This window comes from Erythrobacter rubeus, from assembly GCF_014705715.1.
Classification (GTDB): domain Bacteria; phylum Pseudomonadota; class Alphaproteobacteria; order Sphingomonadales; family Sphingomonadaceae; genus Erythrobacter; species Erythrobacter rubeus.
Window position 1 is genome coordinate 2,561,269 of the sequence record NZ_JACXLC010000001.1, and the last position, 16,722, is coordinate 2,577,990.

Here is a 16,722-nt window from a genome sequence, read left to right on the forward strand (position 1 = left end):
GGTTGCTCCCGTTCAGTTTCGCGCGTTAAGCCCCGCGCACATGCATATGCAGGTAGGCGAACACATGTCGGCGAGCAATGTCTCGGCCCCCATAAACGAAGACCGGCCGCTCGCCATCGAAGCGCGCGGCCTCGTGAAAAGCTTCGATGGCACCATGGCAGTGCAGGGCATCGACATCAGCGTGCCGGAAGGCGCGATTTACGGCGTCCTCGGCCCAAATGGCGCGGGCAAAACGACGACCTTGCGCATGCTGCTCGGCATTATCGATCCGGACCAAGGGGTGCGCCGCGTATTCGGTCATGACCGTCCGCACGATATCGGGCGGCTGATCGGTTATCTGCCTGAGGAGCGCGGGCTTTATCCAGCGATGAAGGCGATCGAGGCGATTGCTTTCATGGGCGCTCTGCGCGGACTCCCGCTTGCCGAAGGGCGCAAGCGCGGGCTCGAATTGCTTGAAAAGCACGATCTTGCGCACGCCGCGGACCGCACCATCCGGCAGCTTTCGAAAGGTATGGCGCAAACCGTGCAATTGCTCGGCACGCTGGTTCACCGGCCGCGACTGGTTGTACTGGACGAGCCATTCTCCGGCCTCGATGCGATCAACCAGGGCAAGCTCGAAACAATGATCCGCGCTCTCGCCGATGAGGGCGTGACCGTGATCTTCTCCACGCACGTCATCCACCATGCCGAGCGGCTGTGCGAAGGCGTGGCCATCATCGCGGGCGGAAAGGTTCCGTATGCTGGCAGCGTCGAGACAGCGCGGGATCGCATTCCGGCGCAGGTCAGGCTGGAGACGCGCGCACGCGACGGAGCCTGGACTGCTGCCCTTCCTGAAGACGCGCGGCGCGAAGGCGATTTCTTCTATTTCTCGCTCCCGGAAACCGGGGTCGAACCCCTGCTGAAGCAATTGATCGAGGGCGATGCAGGCATTCTCTCGCTTTCGATCGAGCGTGCAGGATTGCACGATGCATTTGTTGCGATTGCTGGCGAAGCAGCAGCGCGCCAGCTCGAAGCGGACCAAGCGGGAGCATCATCATGAGCGATCACGATCAGGCGGCGATCGATGCACGCCCGCGCCTGTCGCGGCTTGAGGCGGCATGGGTCATCGCGCGGCGGGATTTCGTCGCGGTGCTGTTCAGCCGTGCCTTCTTGTTCTTCCTTGTCGGCCCGCTCTTCCCAGTACTCGTGGGCGGTCTCGCCGGTAGCGTCGGCGGGCAAGTCTCGCGCTCTGCCGTTACGACCGAAATCGGTCTCGCCATGCAGGCGGACGATAGCGCCGCGATGATCGCTGCCGCCGAGACGCTTCGCCCGCAGCTGGGGCGATCGATTCCCAGCATGAGCGTGATACCGGAGGCGAGGGGCGAGGCGAATTTCGACGCGCGCGCTTTCGTCAATGAACGGCGAGGCAATTATGCAGCGGTCGTCACGGGGACATTGGCGGCGCCGGAAGTTGTCGGCACGCAGGGTCAGATCGACCGCTGGAGCGGGCCCATTGAACTGGTGGCCGCGACGGCGCTCCAGACCTCGCCGGGCACATTTCCGAGCAGCTCCAGCAGCGTCGTTGCGCGCAGCGCCGCTTCGGAACGAACCAACCGCATCCGCACCGCACAGGCATCGCAAATGGTGCTGTTTCTCCTGACCATGCTGCTCGCCGGGATGGTGCTGTCGAACCTGGCGGAGGAGAAAGGCAACAAGATCATCGAGATTCTCGCCGCAGCGCTGCCGATGGATGCGGTGTTCATGGGCAAGTTGTTTGCGATGCTGGGTGTGTCCTTCGTCGGCATCGCGGTGTGGGGGGCGCTCGGCTGGAGCTTCTGGGCGCTCGCAGAAGACGCGATCGTCGTCGTCACCCAGACCGATTTCAGAAGCTTGCCTGGCCCTGCCGTCGGCTGGCCGATGTTTCTGCTGTTCGGGATTATCTATTTTTCCATGGCCTATTTGCTCCTCGGCGCTCTGTTCCTCGCTATCGGCGCGATGGCTGAGACGGTTCGCGAAGTGCAGACCATGTCGATGCCGGTCACGATGATGCAGCTGATGGTGTTCTTTCTGGCAGCCTACACCATCACCTTGCCTGGATCGGCGCTTGAGACCTTCGCGATCCTCTTCCCGCTGTCATCACCGTTCGCGATGCTCGCTCGCGCGGCGCTCGATGAGACATTGTGGGTGCATATTGCAGCAGTCGCTTGGCAGGCGGTCGCAGCCTTTCTGCTGATCAAGGCTGGATCTCTGCTATTCCGCAAGCGCGTGATGAAATCGGGCGGCGCGGGGCGCGACACGAAAAAGCGCAGGCTCTTCAACCGTTCACCCGCGCAACAATCTTCCATCGAGCCCGCAGAATAAGTCGCAAATCGCAACTGACTATTGACACCCGTGTCAGTTACGGCAGGATGCGACTCAACGATGGGGCACAAGCCCCTCGATGGGAGAGTGAAATGGCCACGACGGCACCCGAGCGTCCGAAAGTTCGCAATTCGCCAACCGCCTATGAGGCGCTGACGAAGCATTACGAAAAGCATCCAGAAGAGCGTCCGCAGCATCCGCACAAATGGGACCTCAGCCGCAGCGATATCTATTTTGAGGATCGCTGGCAGCCGATCGTTAAGGAGATGCAGAACGCAGGCCCACTGCACTGGATACCTGAAAGCCCCTACGGCCCTTATTGGTCGGTGGTTGGACACAAGGCAATTCAACATATCGAGGCGCTGCCCGACATCTTCTCATCGAGCTGGGAATATGGCGGTATCACCATTCTTGAGCGCCTGACCGAGGAAGAGCTGGCGGAAAGCAACGCGGACCGCCGCGAATTACCGATGTTCATCGCGATGGACCGCCCGCAGCACACCGGCCAGCGGCGCACAGTCGCGCCCAAATTCACGCCGAGTGCGATGACGGAAATGGAAGCCGAGATTCGCCAGCGCACCGGCGAATTGCTGGATACCTTGCCGCGCGGCGAAGTGTTCGACTGGGTCGACGAGGTATCGATCGAACTGACCACCGGAATGCTTGCGATCCTGTTCGGCTTCCCGTGGGAAGATCGCCGGATGCTGACTTTCTGGTCCGACTGGTCGGGCGACACCGAGCTTGCCGGCGTGCGCGAGCTCGACGAGATGCGGTGGGAGTTCCTCCACGAAATGGCGGCCTATTTCCAGTCGCTCTGGATCGAGCGCACTAAGGACAAGGAGCCGGGCAACGACCTCATTTCGATGATGGTGCATTCCGAAGCGATGAACCAGATGCGGCCCGAGGAGTTCATTGGCAATCTGGTTCTGCTTATCGTCGGTGGCAACGACACCACCCGCAACACGATGAGCGGGATCATCCATTCGCTCGACAAGTTTCCCGACCAGCGGAAACTGTTCGAAGAGCAGCCGGAACTGATCCCGAACGCGGTGCAGGAATGCCTGCGAATGCAGACGCCGCTAGCCCATATGCGCCGCACCTGCACCGAGGACACCGAAGTCTTTGGCAAGACCATCAAGAAAGGCGACAAGGTCGTCCTGTGGTATCTCGCGGCCAATCACGAGGAGGATATCTTCCCGGACCCGCACAAGCTCGACATCACACGCGAGAATGCGCGGCGGCACATCGCCTTCGGCTACGGCATCCACCGCTGCGTCGGTGCGCGGCTCGCCGAATTGCAGCTGCGCGTGCTGCTCGAAGAGATGCACAAGCGCCGGATGCGCGTGCATGTCGCCGGCGACGTCGAGCGCGTGCGCGCAAATTTCGTCCATGGTTTCCGTAAGTTAGAGGTGGAGATCACGGAGTTCTGATTGCCGGGCAAAAAATTTGTCGCTGCGTGTAACCTTTCCCGTGTTTCTTACGTAGGTGAAAGTGAAGCACGTTCAAATTTTACCGGAAATACGAAAATGAAGATCAAAAAACCGAACCGCCGCAACTTTATGGCTGTTGCCGCTGCTGCCGCTAGCCTGCCCGTTTTGGCAAGCTGCGGTGCGGCGTCGGCGCAAGCAAGAAAAGACTTTCGCGTCCGCAAGACCGATGCACAGTGGCGGCGCGAATTGACCCGCGGACAATACCGCATCCTGCGCGAGGCCGGGACCGAGCGCGCATACACCTCGCCGCTCAACCATGAAAAGCGCGAGGGCGTCTATAAATGCGCCGGCTGCAACAACAGCGTGTATTCATCCGCGCACAAATACGACAGCCGCAGCGGCTGGCCGTCCTTTTACAAGCCGATCGATAACGGCGCTGTCGGAACCTCGGTCGACTACAAGATCGGATATCCGCGGACTGAAGTGCATTGCGCCGATTGCGGCGGGCATCTTGGCCACATTTTCGGAGATGGCCCTCGCCCGACGGGCAAGCGGCACTGCATCAATGGCCTCGCGATGGAATTCGTCCCGGCGTAACGCAGGGGCGCAGTGCCGCTGCTATTGGACGGCCCACACCTTGAGGCCGGTTTCGCCATCAAGCTTGATCGGCTGAAGCCATTCAGGCGCAGTGCCCTCTCGTAGCTCCGAAGCGAAACCATCAGGGGCGAGCTTGGAATAGATTTCCAGCTCGTCCAACGATGGGCAGATCATCACGTATTTGGTGCCGCGCTCACTTAGGACATCGCGCGCCTCGTCGGATGACCCAAGGGCCGTTTCGATCAGGACTTTCATCGATTCGTCGCCGCGATGGTGGCCAGTCGCGACAACGCTGTGCTCGGTGGTCAGAAGCAGGTGCGGTGCGATGTCCATCAGCGCGTAGAACTCACCTTGCTCCAGTGTTCGGAGCTGCGGGGCGACGTCTTTCACCTCGCATGTCGCAGGCTTTGGCGGTTCTGGTACGATTGCCGCGATGCGGCCGTTGCCGAGGGAAGCCTGAGCCGGCATCGCATTCGTCAGCAGGACAAGCGGGAATGTGGGAAGCAGCGCGCAGGCGACCGCGACCATGGCGGCCACGCGCGGGGCAGGTTTTTTCATGGCGCGGATCGACCTGAGCCATGAGCGCACCTGCCATGCCAGTGGTGGCGCTGCGAGGACGCAGGCGACAGCACCGGCACGGGCTACCAGAAGCGATACGAGCAATGCTGCGCCGAGGATCAGCGCATAATCGAACCAGAACCGCCGCAGCCAATCGTGCGATTGGCGGGCGAGATTGAGTGCGGCGACCAGCCCGATCAGCGGAGTTACGACATATTGTAATGCCACCGGAAGCGTCTGCCGCCACATCGGCATGCCTTCGCTGACATATTGGTGCCAATTCTCAGCGACGACCGGATCGAGGTCAGCAAATCCGCCGGTCGCACATTGCGGGGCGACAGCAAACATCGTGGCCAGCGCGCCGCCACCTGCAACGACGAAACCAGCAAAAACCATACCTCGCGGCAGCGGCTCCATCTTGGCAAGGACGGTGAGCACCACGGCGCCCCAAGCAAACATGGCAAGGTGCCAGGGACTGATCGCGTCGCAATAACTGACAAGGTCGCCGATACCGCGGGTCGCGAGAAACAACGCCCCGCCGATCACCGTGAACGACTGGATGGCGCTGACGAGCCATTGGCGCTCCCCACGATCCTTGAGCCAGCGCCATGCCAGAACCGCAAAGATAGCCGCGGCGAGCGGAAGCCCCTCCATCGAGATCGAAAGCCACATGGCGAGCGAGGCGCCCACGGTCCAGCCGCCTGCGCATTTCGACCGCGCCATCAGCCCGTTTACAGCCGCGAGCGCGCACACGATCTGCCAGCCGTGATGGTCGATCCGCATCGGGCTCAGCTGGAATAGGACCGGGATAGAGATGACGAGGATGAGCGACGTAAGCGTCGCTTCCTCATCGCCCAGCAATTTCCACGCGATACGCGCGGCGAGCAGCATGGCCGTGAGCAGCGTGAGCAGCGGTACGATAACCAGCGCCGCAGTTTCTGCGGCTGCGGTCCCGACAATGGGTGTCAGGACAAAGATGACGAGCGCCAGCGGGATATCGACCAGCCGCGACCAATGCATGGCGACGCCGCCGCCTGCGGCATCGATGCGGTATTGGTGAAGATCGAACCAGTTTTGGCCGGCTAGCAGATCACGCACCTGGACCAATCTCAGCATGTCGTCCGGGTCGGGAAAACGTCCGCTGGCGATAAGGCTCCAGTGAACCACCATCAACAGGCAGCACACGACCGCCCAGGCAATCCCTACGCGAGCGAGAAATTCAATCGGCAGTGCATTGCCGCGACGTTCGACCAGCATCGTCTCACCCTCCCTGCGCCGCGCCCGGCGAGGGGCGGAACACGATGCGGGCGCGGATCAGCCAGGTCGCCGTGAAGCTGACTGCGATCGCGGCAAGTTTCGCGATACGCGGATCGCTGCCGGTGTAATCGGCCAGTCCGACGATGGCCGTGGTGAGAGCCAGACCTACTAGCGCGGAAATGACGAACAGGGCTTTCTGCCGAGTGCGCGCCAGCCCTCCTGCGGCGACATTGTCCTGGAAAACCGCACGGCTCGACATGAGCCAATGCGCAAGAATGCCCAGCGAATAGCCGATCGCCGAGGCAGCAGCGGCCGCCATGCCGATCGAAAGCAATGCAAGAAAAGCGCCGACATCGACAGCGAGCGCCCCGACGCTCGCCAGCACATAGCGCACAAAGCGGACGTCGCGCAGTTTGCCGATCAAGGTGCCGATCATTTGCGACATGCCTGGTTGGTTCCCCCAGCCCCTGACCTAAGCCGACTTGCGCCGTGGCTCTTCGGCGTCCGGCGCGATGCGCTCGGGCACCCCGCGCAAAGACGTGAGAGCAGCAACCTGATCATCGCTCAGCGGCTTCGTGTCCGTCGCCGCATCGCGGGCTGGGATGGACGCTTCCGCACCCTCATCGCCTGCCTCGTGGTATTCGGCGTCCTCGTTCACGCACCAAGTGTCGTAGATACGCTTTCCGGCGAGAATATTCTCGACCGTCAGCATCGCGGTCATCATCGCGTGATCCTGATTGTTATAGCGGTGCATACCGTTGCGACCGACCAGGTGCAGCGAAGGATATTTTTCTTCGAGTTCGACGCGCATAGCCTCGACATTGGCCTCGTACTCGTCGTCATAGACCGGGTAGGCTTTTTCCTGGCGCACGACCGTGCCGCCCACGACTTTCGCCGGGTCGCAAAGGCCGAGAATTTCCATTTCGCGCGTCGCCTGAGCGACCAGATCCTCGTCCGACGACGACCAGAGCCCGTCGCCTTCGAAACAGAAATATTCGAGCCCGACACAAGCCATGTCCTCATCCGGCACCATTTCGGGCGACCAGCTGCGGAAATTCTGCACGCGTCCGACCTGCACACGGTCATCGTGGATGTAGATCCAGTTGTCCGGGAAGAGGTCTTCGGATTTGACCATCAGCGCGACTGTCAGGAAATCGCGATATTTGAGGTTGGAACCTTGCAAACTGCTCTGCGGAAGCGGGTGCACGCGCATGGATAGCTCGCGCATCGGCGCGGAGCTGATTGCGTCTTTCGCACGTATCTGGACTTTTCCATTCGGGCCGTCAGCCGTCATCGACCAGCCGCCATTGCCATCGCTGGCAAGCCTGTCGAGCGCGTGGCCCATCAAGACCTGGCCTTTGCCGGTTGCGACGATGTGATCGCGCGCGGCATCCCACATCATGCCCGGCCCAAGCCGCGGATAGCGGAAGGTTTCGAGCAGCGTCTTCACTTCCTGCCCGTCATTGGGTTTCTTGTTGAGGCCGAGCGAGCGTTTCAGCCCGTCGGTCACTGCGTTCCACAACGACAGCCCCTTGATGCGCTGGGCGGCCCAGTCGGCGCTCATCTCGTCGCACGGCATGCCCCACACCTTCTCGGTGTAGGTCTTGAAAAAGATCGAATAGAGTTTCTTGCCGAACTGGTTGGTGGTCCAGTCCTCGAAGCTTTTGACATCCTTGATCGGGAACAGCTTGTAGCGAAGATAGCTGACCATGCACGCAGTCGAACGCAGCAGGCCCAGATTGCCAAGCGCTTCGAAGGCGCGCAGCGGATAGCTGTAGAATTTGCCCTCGTAATAAATGCGGCTCATGCGAGGGCGCTGGATGAAATCGTCGGGCAGGATCTCGTTCCAGAGATCGACGACTTGCTGCGACTTCGAGAAAAAGCGGTGCCCCCCAATATCGAAACGATAACCGTCATGCTCGACCGTGCGGCTGATGCCGCCGACATAGGTCTCGTCTTTTTCGATGATCGCGACCGATTTGCCTTGCTTGGTCAGCAGGTAACCCGCAGTCAGACCTGCAGGTCCGGCGCCGATAATGGCAACATCGACATCAAGAATTCCAGGCTGCTTTTCGCCAACCACAGTCATTAACGGCCCCCGTTTTGCACGCCGCAGCTAAGGCCGCGGCTTCCATGCAAAGACCGGAGTGAAGGAAAATGGTTAGCGAGCCGTAAACGGAGCTGTTTAATTCAGCGAAACAGCATCAAGCCATCAACAGCGCAGGAGCCTGAAGCTTCGCGGCGAGCCGTGCAAAATCACCCAGAGTCAGAGTGTCATCGAATACAAGTCCGTAGTGCGAATTGCGGCGCCAGCGGACTTTCGCTCTCACCTCGGCAAAATCGTCGCTCTGTATGAGCAAGGCCTGGTCGATCGCGAACAGCTGTTCGCACTCGATCTTCGCGCCCTGCTGCGAGAGGTTCTCGACGATTGCCTCGCAACTTCGATCGAGCGCCGTTATGACGATCGGAAAGCAGACCCCAAGGCGCAGACCGCGCTTCGGGTATTCGTCGGCCTCGTGAATCAGGCGCGCGATATCCACCCGCTCGACGAATTCGAAACCCGCCTGATTGTCACGCTCCCATACGGAACGGATCTGGTAGGTGCCGCCACCGGGCATATGCAATTCAATCAAATCGTCCGAAGGAAGACGGTGGAACAGTCTTACGCTCACTCCGGTTTCGGATACGTCTCTGATCACGCAAACGAATTCCCCTTGGGAACTCACCAGCTTCGCAGCGCGAACGAGCAGCGTGAAACGCGGCGCTTCACGCAAATCGCTCGCGTCGATCGGACTTGCTTGAGTGCGCGGTGAAATCGCCGAATGCTCCATAATGCTCTATCCTGCCCGTTACCTGGCCGCACATATGCCGCCACAGGCCTAGATTGGTATTAAGCGCAGACCGGGTGCTCTACCGCGGCATCCGTTAACAATTGGATCATTCGTGCGATTTCTGCGGACCAACTGTTCGCATATGCGCGAATGGCATTGATGCAGCTGGTGCGGGTGGTGGGACTCGAACCCACACGATCTATAGGATCAGGGGATTTTAAGTCCCCGGCGTCTACCATTCCGCCACACCCGCCTCGCCAAAATGCGAGCAGACCGCGCGATAGCCAGCCATGCGGCTGTGGGCAACAGCGCAAAGGGCAAGACCAAGCTGCTGCTTGCATGGTGTGACGCCATGGCCCATTTGCGTGTCGGAAACGAAACAGCTGTCCGGGGTATCATGGCAGGCGAGATTCACGACGCGCATTCGGTGGTGGCGACGATTCAACCGGCGATCACCTTGCTGGGCCTCGGCATCGGCGCTGCACTTGTCTCGCGGGCATGCCGGCTTAATCCCATCGTCGGGTACCTTGGGCTCGGCCTCGGTATCGCCACACTGGGCTATGCTGATGACTTCAGCGGGCCCGTGGTTGCAGCGATGGCGGAGGCAGGCGTCATGTTCCTGCTCTTCAATCTCGGGCTGCACTTCTCGCTAGGTCGGATCCGCGCCGAAGCCGCCAACATTTTCGGCTTCGGTAGCCTACAGATGCTTGTCGCGGGAGGTACGTTCGCGCTCCTTTTCTGGGCGATCGGATTGCCGCTGGAATTCGCGATTATCGGCGGGTTCGCGATGGGCCTTTCCTCGACTGCGGTGGTGATCGGCCTCGTTCGAGAACGCGATCAGGAGGACTGTCCGGTCGGCAGAGCGGCGCAATCGATCCTCATTTTTCAGGATATTGCGGCCATCCTGCTGCTGGTGGCCGCCGGCGCGCTCAGCACCGGCGGAACCATGGCCCCTGCGCTTGGACTGGCCGGATTGAAAGCGCTTGCGGCGTTCGGCGTGGCGGTGATCTTCGCCCGGTATCTTACCGGTCCGCTCTTCCGGCTGATCGCCCGCGCGGGCAGCAGCGAGGTCTATACCGCAACCGCGCTGTTCATTGCGCTCGCCGCAGGCTGGGCCACGGGCGTAGTGGGTCTGTCGCTTACGCTCGGCGCATTCCTGGGCGGCATGGCCGTGGCGGATTCGCGCTATCGCATATTGGTACAGGCGGAGATTGACGCCTTCAGAGGACTGTTCCTGAGTTTCTTTTTCATCTCCGTCGGGCTTGGCATCGATCCCGCCATCGTGGCTGATAACTGGCTGACGATTATCGGCGCCGCACTTGGCCTGATCGTCCTGAAATGCCTGCTCAATGTAATCGCGGGTCTTGCCAATCGCTGGTCGGTCCCGGGATCGATCCAGCTCGGCTTTCTCCTTGGCCAAGGCAGCGAGTTTGCGCTGGTCCTCTTCGCGATCCCGACGGTTGCCGGTCTCGTCGAAAGCGAACCGCTCGCCATTCTCGTGACAGCAATTGCGATCAGCATGGCGGTGACCCCGTTCGTTTCGAATGTTGGCCGCAAGCTCGCCGGAAAGCTGCGCTCCGGCCCTCCGGATGAGAAGATGGAGGGCGATAATGGCCCGGTTGTGATCATCGGCCTTGGCCCCGCCGGCCGCGCGGTTGCGGATGCTCTCAGCTACAACGAAATCGATTTTCTCGCGGTCGAGCCTGATCATGCGCGCTTCGAACAGGCGATTGCGGACGGCTATCACGCGCACCACGCCCATCCTGCCGATCCGCGCAGCTGGGATGCGCTGGGGATGGAGCGACGGCAAGTGCTGGTCGTGGCCACCGGCAACGTAGCACTCACGCGGGATCTGACCCCGCTGGTCGAGGAGCGTCTGCCTGCGATCCACCGTATCGTGGCCCTGCCGACCTCAGAGGCCGAAAACGAATTCGAAGAGATGGGCCTGGTGCCGGTCGTCAGCGGCGGAGAGGGCGGCCCGGAAAGAGTGGTCGAGAAGGTGTTTTCAGCGCTGAATGTCGAGCGCAAGCGACCTGCGCCCAGCCGGGCTCAGGATGAAGCTGCCATGGAAGCCGCCTGACCGGCGCTGGCATTCGCCCTCTTCTCAGCGCCTAATCGGCGTTGAGGCGCTGACGGATTTCCTTGCCTGACTTGAAATACGGCACCCGTTTCGCTGGCACATCGACAGCTTCGCCTGTCCGTGGGTTGCGCCCGGTGCGCGCTTCGCGTTCGCGTGTCGAGAACGCGCCGAAACCGCGCAGTTCCACGCGCCCGCCCTCGGCAAGTCGCTGCGCAATCTCATCGAAGAAGATGTCGAGAACCTGCTCCACCTCTTCGGCTCGCAGTTCCGGGTTATCCTTATGCAGCTCTTGCAGCAGTTCGGATCTGATCATTTCGATCTCCTGGCAATCCCGGCATCGCAGGGCCGGTCTGCCAAAGGCGAGTTCCCTCGCAATTTTTCCCCAAGTTGCCCGGACCCGACGGACAACACTCCAATACGAAGTGTGCCAGAGCGAAGTACTTCTCGCAAGCGAACGACCGGAAATAACTTCAGCGCCGCGTATTTCAGGAGATAAGTAGATTTTTCAGAGCTTTACTGAGAGCATGCCCTAGTTGCACTCCGCTAGCTCGGTCAGATCGAGGCCTAGCCGTTCCATTCGTGCACGGATTTCGGGCCATTCTTCGCGCAGGAAGTGCTCCCTTTCACGCCTAAGGAGCTGTTCTGCCGCGCCTTTGACAACATACATGCCGACCCCACGCTGCACTTCGACCAAGCCATCGTTCTGAAATTGTTGATAGGCCTTCGCGACAGTAAGCGGGTTTGCGCCCTGTTCGGCAGCGAGCGCGCGGACCGATGGAAGCATTTTGCCCTCGGGATACTGCCCCTCGATAATGGCGGCCGCGATCTGATCGCGCAATTTCAGGTAGACGGGTCGGCTTTGGCTCATGATTCCCTCGCTGAGTGCATCAGTGACATAATACAGCGAGGCGCGTCAAGGTTCCCGGCTTTCCACCCCGCATTCAGGTTTCACATGCAACTAAGGCTTCACAGAGGCGAAACAGGCGCTAGGGTGCCGGACTTTCGGGGACGCGCGCGACCGCGCAAATGACGGGATAAAATACGACAATGGCAACGCAAGAGCTTCCGCACGGGGACAGCGCAGGAACACTGCTGGGACATCCAAAAGGACTGTTTGTCCTCTTCTTCGCCGAAATGTGGGAGCGGTTTTCCTATTACGGCATGCGCGCGCTGCTCATTTTCTACCTGACCAAACACTGGCTCTTTTCGGACAGCGATGCTGGCGTCATCTACGGAGCCTACACCGCTCTCGTTTACATCACTCCGGTGATCGGCGGTTATCTTGCCGACAAATATCTGGGTCAGCGCAAGGCAGTTCTGTTCGGGGCTGTCCTGCTGACACTGGGCCATTTCTTCATGGCGTTCGAGGGGGAACCGGCGGCGGGCAATGAAGGTAATCCCATCATCTACGTGTTCTGGCTGGCGCTGGCGCTGATCATCGTCGGCTCAGGGTTCCTCAAGGCCAATATCTCGGTGATCGTCGGACAGCTTTACCCGCGCACCGATGTGCGCCGCGACGGCGCCTATACGATCTTCTACATGGGCATTAACCTCGGCGCTGCGATTGGCTCGCTGCTGTGCGGATATATCGGAGAAACCTATGGCTGGGCATACGGCTTCGGCTTGGCGGGCATCGGCATGCTGCTCGGCCTCATCGTGTTCGTATGGGGCAAGCCGCTGCTGCTGGGTCGGGGCGAGCCGCCTGCGATCCTCGCCAAGGGCAGGGAATTCGGCGTGTACGGCGTCGGCGTCCTGCTCGTCGCGTTCTGCTGGGTCGCCATCCAGTTCCAGGATGCGGTTGGCGTCTTCCTTGGCACGTTCGGCGCGGCTCTGGTCTGCTACGTCCTCGCGATCGCGACTTTCCAGCTGCCATATGGAAGCTATGACCGGGCCCCAAAGCCTGCGCTGATGTCCTATATCGGCCTTAGCGCGTTGCTCGTCATCTCGATGTTCTTCGTGTCCAATGGCGATGCGTTCTGGCGCCTTCCTGCCGTCATCGGTTTGGGCGGCGTTATCTCGGTCATGGTATTGCAGATGATCGCGAAGACCGATCACGACCGCGACCGGATCGTCGCCGCGATGTTCCTCATCATAGTGTCGATCATCTTTTGGGCGCTGTTTGAACAGGCCGGCTCTTCGCTGAACCTGTTCACCGACCGCCATGTCGACCGCGGCGGCGTGCCGGCATCGACCTTCCAGTCGATCAACGCAATCTACATCATCCTGCTCGCGCCGGTATTCGCAACCGTGTGGACCGTGCTTGGGCGCAAGGGCATGGAGCCATCGACACCGATGAAGTTCGGCCTTGGCGTGGTCCAGGTCGGCCTTGGCTTCCTCGTCCTCGTCTGGGGTGCGAACAGCGTCGGGATCGATGTTCCGACGCCGGTTATCTTCATCTTCCTCATCTACCTGCTGCACACGACCGGTGAACTTTGCCTCTCGCCTGTCGGCCTGTCGGCGATGAACCGCCTCGCACCGCCGCAGATCGCCAGCCTCATCATGGGCACATGGTTCTTTGCATCGGCCACCGGTAACTTCGCCGCTGGCCTGATCGCTGCGGCGACCGGAGCCGAGGGCGTCGGAGAAGAAGCGGGCAAACAGGTTGTGCTCGATGTCTATTCGGATGTCGGTATGTTCGCTGTCGCGATCGGTGTCGGTGTGATGGTGCTGAGCCCATTCGTGAAGAAACTGATGCACCTCAACACGCTTTCGGACGATACGGTCGATGACGACCTTCTGGGTCAGGACGAGGTCGGCGAACCGCAGGCTGCCGGTATGCGTCCAGCGACCCGCCCCGCTGAATAAGCGGGCCAATCGGGAGGGGAATGACAATGATGAAAGCTCTCATCGCTGCGACGAGCGCGCTTGCGCTTGCCGGATGCGCTACCACCGGTTCGGCGAATACGGCCAGCAGCGCGGATAAGGACGACGCCCCGCGCTTCGCCGCCAAGACCGAGGCCGAGGGTCCCTTCCCCTCGACCTACTCACCCTATCCGGGCGAGGCGACGGCGCTGGTCGGAGCGACCGTGTTCGACGGAGCGGGTAAACGGATAGATAATGGCACGGTCCTGTTCCGGGACGGGAAAGTCGTCGCGGTCGGGGCGAGCGATCTTTCAACGGAGGGTTTCCGGGTCATCGACGCCGCCGGCAAGTTCGTGACGCCGGGCATCATCGACATTCACTCCCACCTCGGCGACTATCCATCGCCGTCGGTCCCGGCGCATAGCGACGGCAATGAGGCAACCGCCCCGACAACGCCCGATGTCTGGGCGGAGCATTCAGTCTGGCCGCAAGACCCCGGCTTCAGCCGCGCACTCGCCAATGGCGGCATCACCGCGCTACAGATCTTGCCGGGCTCAGCCAACCTGATGGGTGGCCGCTCGGTCACTCTAAAGAACGTGCCAAGCCGCACTGTGCAAGGCATGAAATTCCCCGGCGCGCCCTACGGTTTCAAGATGGCGTGCGGCGAGAACCCGAAACGGGTTTACGGAGGGCGCGGGCGCAAACCTTCGACGCGCATGGGCAATTTCGCTGTAAATCGCCAGACCTGGTACGACGCGATCAACTACGCGAACGAAGAAAACCCCAAGCGCGATCTCGGCAAGGAGACGCTGAAAGGCGTGCTCGAAGGCGAAATCCTGGTCCACAACCACTGCTACCGCGCCGATGAGATGGCGCTGGTGATGGATATGGCGAAAGAGGTCGGGTACAGGGTGTCCGCCTTCCACCACGCTGTCGAAAGCTACAAGATCGGCGATCTACTGCGCGAAGACGACGTGTGCAGCGCAATCTGGGCCGACTGGTACGGTTTCAAGATGGAAGCCTATGACGGCATCCTCGAAAACGCAGCGCTGCTGCAACAGGCGGGCGCGTGCGTCGTGATCCACTCCGACAGTGAAAACGACATCCAGCGCCTCAATCAGGAAGCGGCAAAGGCGCAGGCCGCAGGCGCGCGTATGGGGATCGAAATCTCGGACGCGGCAACCATTGGCTGGATCACGCTGAACGCGGCAAAGGCGATGGGCATCGACGAGATGACCGGCAGCCTGGAAGAAGGCAAGATGGCCGATATCGTGCTGTGGAACGGCGATCCGCTCTCGGTGTATTCACGGCCCGATAAGGTCTGGATCGACGGCGCGCTGATGTACGATGCACAGGATCCCAAACGCCGACCGGTGAGCGATTTCGAACTTGGCCAGCAGGGTGAGGGAGACGTGAAATGAAGCGGCTCATCACACTCGCCGCCAGCGCGCTCGCGCTCGCCGCCGTCACCGCCGCGCCAGCCGCTGCGCAGGATGTGGTCATTACCAACGCCACGGTCGTGACCGGCGATGGCGGCGAACCTGTCGAGGGCGGCACTGTCGTCGTGCGCAGTGGCCGTGTGGTTGCTGCGGGAGCTGGGGTAACACCGCCCGCAGGCCTCCCCTCCGTCGATGCGGGCGGGGCTTGGGTTACACCGGGGCTCTTCGCGACGATTACCACGCTGGGACTGGTTGACGTTGGCGCGGTGCGCGCATCGAACGACACCCGAGCCGGTGACGCACCCTTCAGCGCCGCGCTCGATGTGGCCCCGGTCGTCAACGCGAACTCGCAGAACATCCTGATCCACCGCGCCGCCGGTATCACTCGGGCGGCGACGACGACCTTCCCTTCGGCCTCGATCTTCGGCGGGCAGGGCGCAATCATCGATCTCGATGCGGACGGCAATCCCATCGTGCGCCCGCGCGCGTTTCAGATGGTCGATCTGGGTGAAGGCGGCGGACGGATCGCCGGTGGCAGCCGTGCGTCCGCGCATGCGCTGTTCCGCAATGCACTGCGCGAGGCGGGCAGCTTCGGCGATGCCGCCCGCATACCTGGCATGAGCTCGCGCGCCCGCAACGTGCGCACCGGCGACGATGTGCCGCTCGATCCCCGTATGACCGGAGGGGAGGCGGATCGAGCATCCGACACCCTGCTGACCCGCTTCGATGCTGCCGCGCTCGTTCCGGTCGTCCGCGGCGAGCAGATGCTCTACGTCATGGTCGAGCGCGCAGCCGATATCCGCAGCGTGCTGGCGCTAAAGGACGAGTTTCCCAATCTCGACATGGTGCTCGTCGGCGCGAGCGAAGGCTGGCTGGTCGCACGCGAGATCGCGGCTGCAGGCGTGCCTGTGCTCGCCGATGCCCTCGATGCGCTGCCAACCGGTTTTGACCAGCTTGCCGCGACTCAGAGCAATGTCGGTCGCATGAAGCAAGCAGGCGTTACGGTGGCGTTGAACGCTGGCTCCATGGAGAACCCACGCCGGATCGCGCAGCAGGCCGGCAATCTTGTCGGTCTCGCCAGGGTGCCGGGCGCAACCGGGCTAACTTGGGGTGAGGCGTTCGCCGCCATCAGCTCCGTTCCCGCCAAAATCAGCGGCATGGGCGGCCAGGCCGGTGTGCTTGCCGAAGGTGCCCTTGGCGATGTCGTCATCTGGGACGGCGATCCGCTGGAGGTGACTTCGGTCCCGACCCGTGTCTTCATCGGCGGGGTCGAACAGCCCCTTGGCAACCACCAGAGCCGTCTGCGCGACCGCTACCGTGATCTGGACGAGAGCGACCTTCCCAAGGCTTACGACTGGTAATCGCGGCCCGCTTCCTTGTAGCCTGCC

14 protein-coding genes and 1 tRNA gene are annotated in these 16,722 nt (G+C 61.4%); 8 read left to right on the forward strand and 7 right to left on the reverse strand.

Features of this window, described 5'->3' with window-relative positions; translation table 11 throughout:
- Window positions 1-46: 46 nt before the first annotated feature.
- The 4 genes from IB285_RS12545 (at window position 47) to msrB (ending at window position 4,367) form a co-directional block, all read left to right on the forward strand.
- Complete coding sequence (locus tag IB285_RS12545; RefSeq protein ID WP_407925623.1) at window positions 47-1,039, forward strand: ABC transporter ATP-binding protein; 993 nt, start codon at window positions 47-49, stop codon at window positions 1,037-1,039.
- The gene (locus tag IB285_RS12550) at window positions 1,036-2,340 is read left to right on the forward strand and encodes an ABC transporter permease (RefSeq protein WP_190788484.1); all 1,305 of its coding nucleotides are present in this window, start codon (window positions 1,036-1,038) and stop codon (window positions 2,338-2,340) included. Before IB285_RS12545 ends, IB285_RS12550 begins: the two co-directional genes overlap by 4 nt.
- A 92-nt stretch (window positions 2,341-2,432) precedes the next feature.
- Window positions 2,433-3,770, forward strand: a complete 1,338-nt coding sequence (locus tag IB285_RS12555; protein WP_190788485.1) for a cytochrome P450 — start codon at window positions 2,433-2,435, stop codon at window positions 3,768-3,770.
- Window positions 3,771-3,866: 96 nt separating this feature from the next.
- Window positions 3,867-4,367: a peptide-methionine (R)-S-oxide reductase MsrB gene (gene msrB, locus IB285_RS12560; RefSeq protein WP_190788486.1), complete on the forward strand. Its 501-nt coding sequence runs from the start codon at window positions 3,867-3,869 to the stop codon at window positions 4,365-4,367.
- 21 nt (window positions 4,368-4,388) lie between these two features.
- On the opposite strand, the gene IB285_RS12565 is transcribed toward msrB, so the two are convergent.
- The 5 genes from IB285_RS12565 to IB285_RS12585 form a co-directional block, all read right to left on the reverse strand.
- Complete coding sequence (locus tag IB285_RS12565; RefSeq protein ID WP_190788487.1) at window positions 4,389-6,182, reverse strand: hypothetical protein; 1,794 nt, start codon at window positions 6,180-6,182, stop codon at window positions 4,389-4,391.
- Window positions 6,183-6,186: 4 nt separating this feature from the next.
- Entirely contained in the window at window positions 6,187-6,627 is a 441-nt protein-coding gene (locus IB285_RS12570; protein WP_190788488.1) for a GtrA family protein, read from the reverse strand.
- Between the two features lie 27 nt (window positions 6,628-6,654).
- A complete protein-coding gene (locus IB285_RS12575) occupies window positions 6,655-8,271 on the reverse strand; it encodes an NAD(P)/FAD-dependent oxidoreductase (protein ID WP_190788489.1) in 1,617 nt (538 codons plus the stop codon).
- A 115-nt stretch (window positions 8,272-8,386) separates the two neighbouring features.
- Entirely contained in the window at window positions 8,387-9,013 is a 627-nt protein-coding gene (locus IB285_RS12580; RefSeq protein ID WP_190788490.1) for a PilZ domain-containing protein, read from the reverse strand.
- A gap of 166 nt (window positions 9,014-9,179) precedes the next feature.
- Window positions 9,180-9,266 (reverse strand) — tRNA-Leu (locus IB285_RS12585).
- 9 nt (window positions 9,267-9,275) lie between these two features.
- Here IB285_RS12585 and IB285_RS12590 point away from each other — a divergent pair.
- On the forward strand, window positions 9,276-11,093 hold the full coding sequence (locus tag IB285_RS12590; protein ID WP_234033150.1) for a cation:proton antiporter domain-containing protein: 1,818 nt from the start codon (window positions 9,276-9,278) through the stop codon (window positions 11,091-11,093).
- A 31-nt stretch (window positions 11,094-11,124) separates the two neighbouring features.
- Here the strand turns inward: IB285_RS12590 and IB285_RS12595 are convergent, their stop codons facing one another.
- Window positions 11,125-11,406, reverse strand: a complete 282-nt coding sequence (locus IB285_RS12595; protein ID WP_190788491.1) for an integration host factor subunit beta — start codon at window positions 11,404-11,406, stop codon at window positions 11,125-11,127.
- 216 nt (window positions 11,407-11,622) lie between these two features.
- Window positions 11,623-11,961, reverse strand: a complete 339-nt coding sequence (locus IB285_RS12600) for a GntR family transcriptional regulator (protein ID WP_190788492.1) — start codon at window positions 11,959-11,961, stop codon at window positions 11,623-11,625.
- Window positions 11,962-12,140: 179 nt separating this feature from the next.
- Here IB285_RS12600 and IB285_RS12605 point away from each other — a divergent pair, with 179 nt between their 5' ends.
- The 3 genes from IB285_RS12605 to IB285_RS12615 are packed head-to-tail and all read left to right on the forward strand — an operon-like array spanning window position 12,141 to window position 16,695.
- Window positions 12,141-13,898: a peptide MFS transporter gene (locus IB285_RS12605; protein WP_190788493.1), complete on the forward strand. Its 1,758-nt coding sequence runs from the start codon at window positions 12,141-12,143 to the stop codon at window positions 13,896-13,898.
- Between the two features lie 20 nt (window positions 13,899-13,918).
- Window positions 13,919-15,316 carry an amidohydrolase gene (locus tag IB285_RS12610; protein ID WP_190788494.1) on the forward strand — a complete coding sequence of 466 codons (1,398 nt, stop codon included), beginning with the start codon at window positions 13,919-13,921 and terminating at the stop codon, window positions 15,314-15,316.
- Entirely contained in the window at window positions 15,313-16,695 is a 1,383-nt protein-coding gene (locus IB285_RS12615) for an amidohydrolase family protein (protein ID WP_190788495.1), read from the forward strand. The genes IB285_RS12610 and IB285_RS12615 overlap by 4 nt, the downstream gene beginning before the upstream one ends.
- The last annotated feature ends 27 nt before the right edge of the window (window positions 16,696-16,722 follow it).

Excerpts from the sequence above, each read along its gene's own strand:
- IB285_RS12545 (WP_407925623.1), top strand. The coding sequence starts at position 47 with ATGCAGGTAGGCGAACACATGTCGGCGAGCAATGTCTCGGCCCCCATA.
- IB285_RS12550 (WP_190788484.1), top strand. The coding sequence starts at position 1,036 with ATGAGCGATCACGATCAGGCGGCGATCGATGCACGCCCGCGCCTGTCG.
- IB285_RS12555 (WP_190788485.1), top strand. The coding sequence starts at position 2,433 with ATGGCCACGACGGCACCCGAGCGTCCGAAAGTTCGCAATTCGCCAACC.
- msrB (WP_190788486.1), top strand. The coding sequence starts at position 3,867 with ATGAAGATCAAAAAACCGAACCGCCGCAACTTTATGGCTGTTGCCGCT.
- IB285_RS12565 (WP_190788487.1), bottom strand. The coding sequence starts at position 6,182 with ATGCTGGTCGAACGTCGCGGCAATGCACTGCCGATTGAATTTCTCGCT.
- IB285_RS12570 (WP_190788488.1), bottom strand. The coding sequence starts at position 6,627 with ATGTCGCAAATGATCGGCACCTTGATCGGCAAACTGCGCGACGTCCGC.
- IB285_RS12575 (WP_190788489.1), bottom strand. The coding sequence starts at position 8,271 with ATGACTGTGGTTGGCGAAAAGCAGCCTGGAATTCTTGATGTCGATGTT.
- IB285_RS12580 (WP_190788490.1), bottom strand. The coding sequence starts at position 9,013 with ATGGAGCATTCGGCGATTTCACCGCGCACTCAAGCAAGTCCGATCGAC.
- IB285_RS12590 (WP_234033150.1), top strand. The coding sequence starts at position 9,276 with ATGCGAGCAGACCGCGCGATAGCCAGCCATGCGGCTGTGGGCAACAGC.
- IB285_RS12595 (WP_190788491.1), bottom strand. The coding sequence starts at position 11,406 with ATGATCAGATCCGAACTGCTGCAAGAGCTGCATAAGGATAACCCGGAA.
- IB285_RS12600 (WP_190788492.1), bottom strand. The coding sequence starts at position 11,961 with ATGAGCCAAAGCCGACCCGTCTACCTGAAATTGCGCGATCAGATCGCG.
- IB285_RS12605 (WP_190788493.1), top strand. The coding sequence starts at position 12,141 with ATGGCAACGCAAGAGCTTCCGCACGGGGACAGCGCAGGAACACTGCTG.
- IB285_RS12610 (WP_190788494.1), top strand. The coding sequence starts at position 13,919 with ATGACAATGATGAAAGCTCTCATCGCTGCGACGAGCGCGCTTGCGCTT.
- IB285_RS12615 (WP_190788495.1), top strand. The coding sequence starts at position 15,313 with ATGAAGCGGCTCATCACACTCGCCGCCAGCGCGCTCGCGCTCGCCGCC.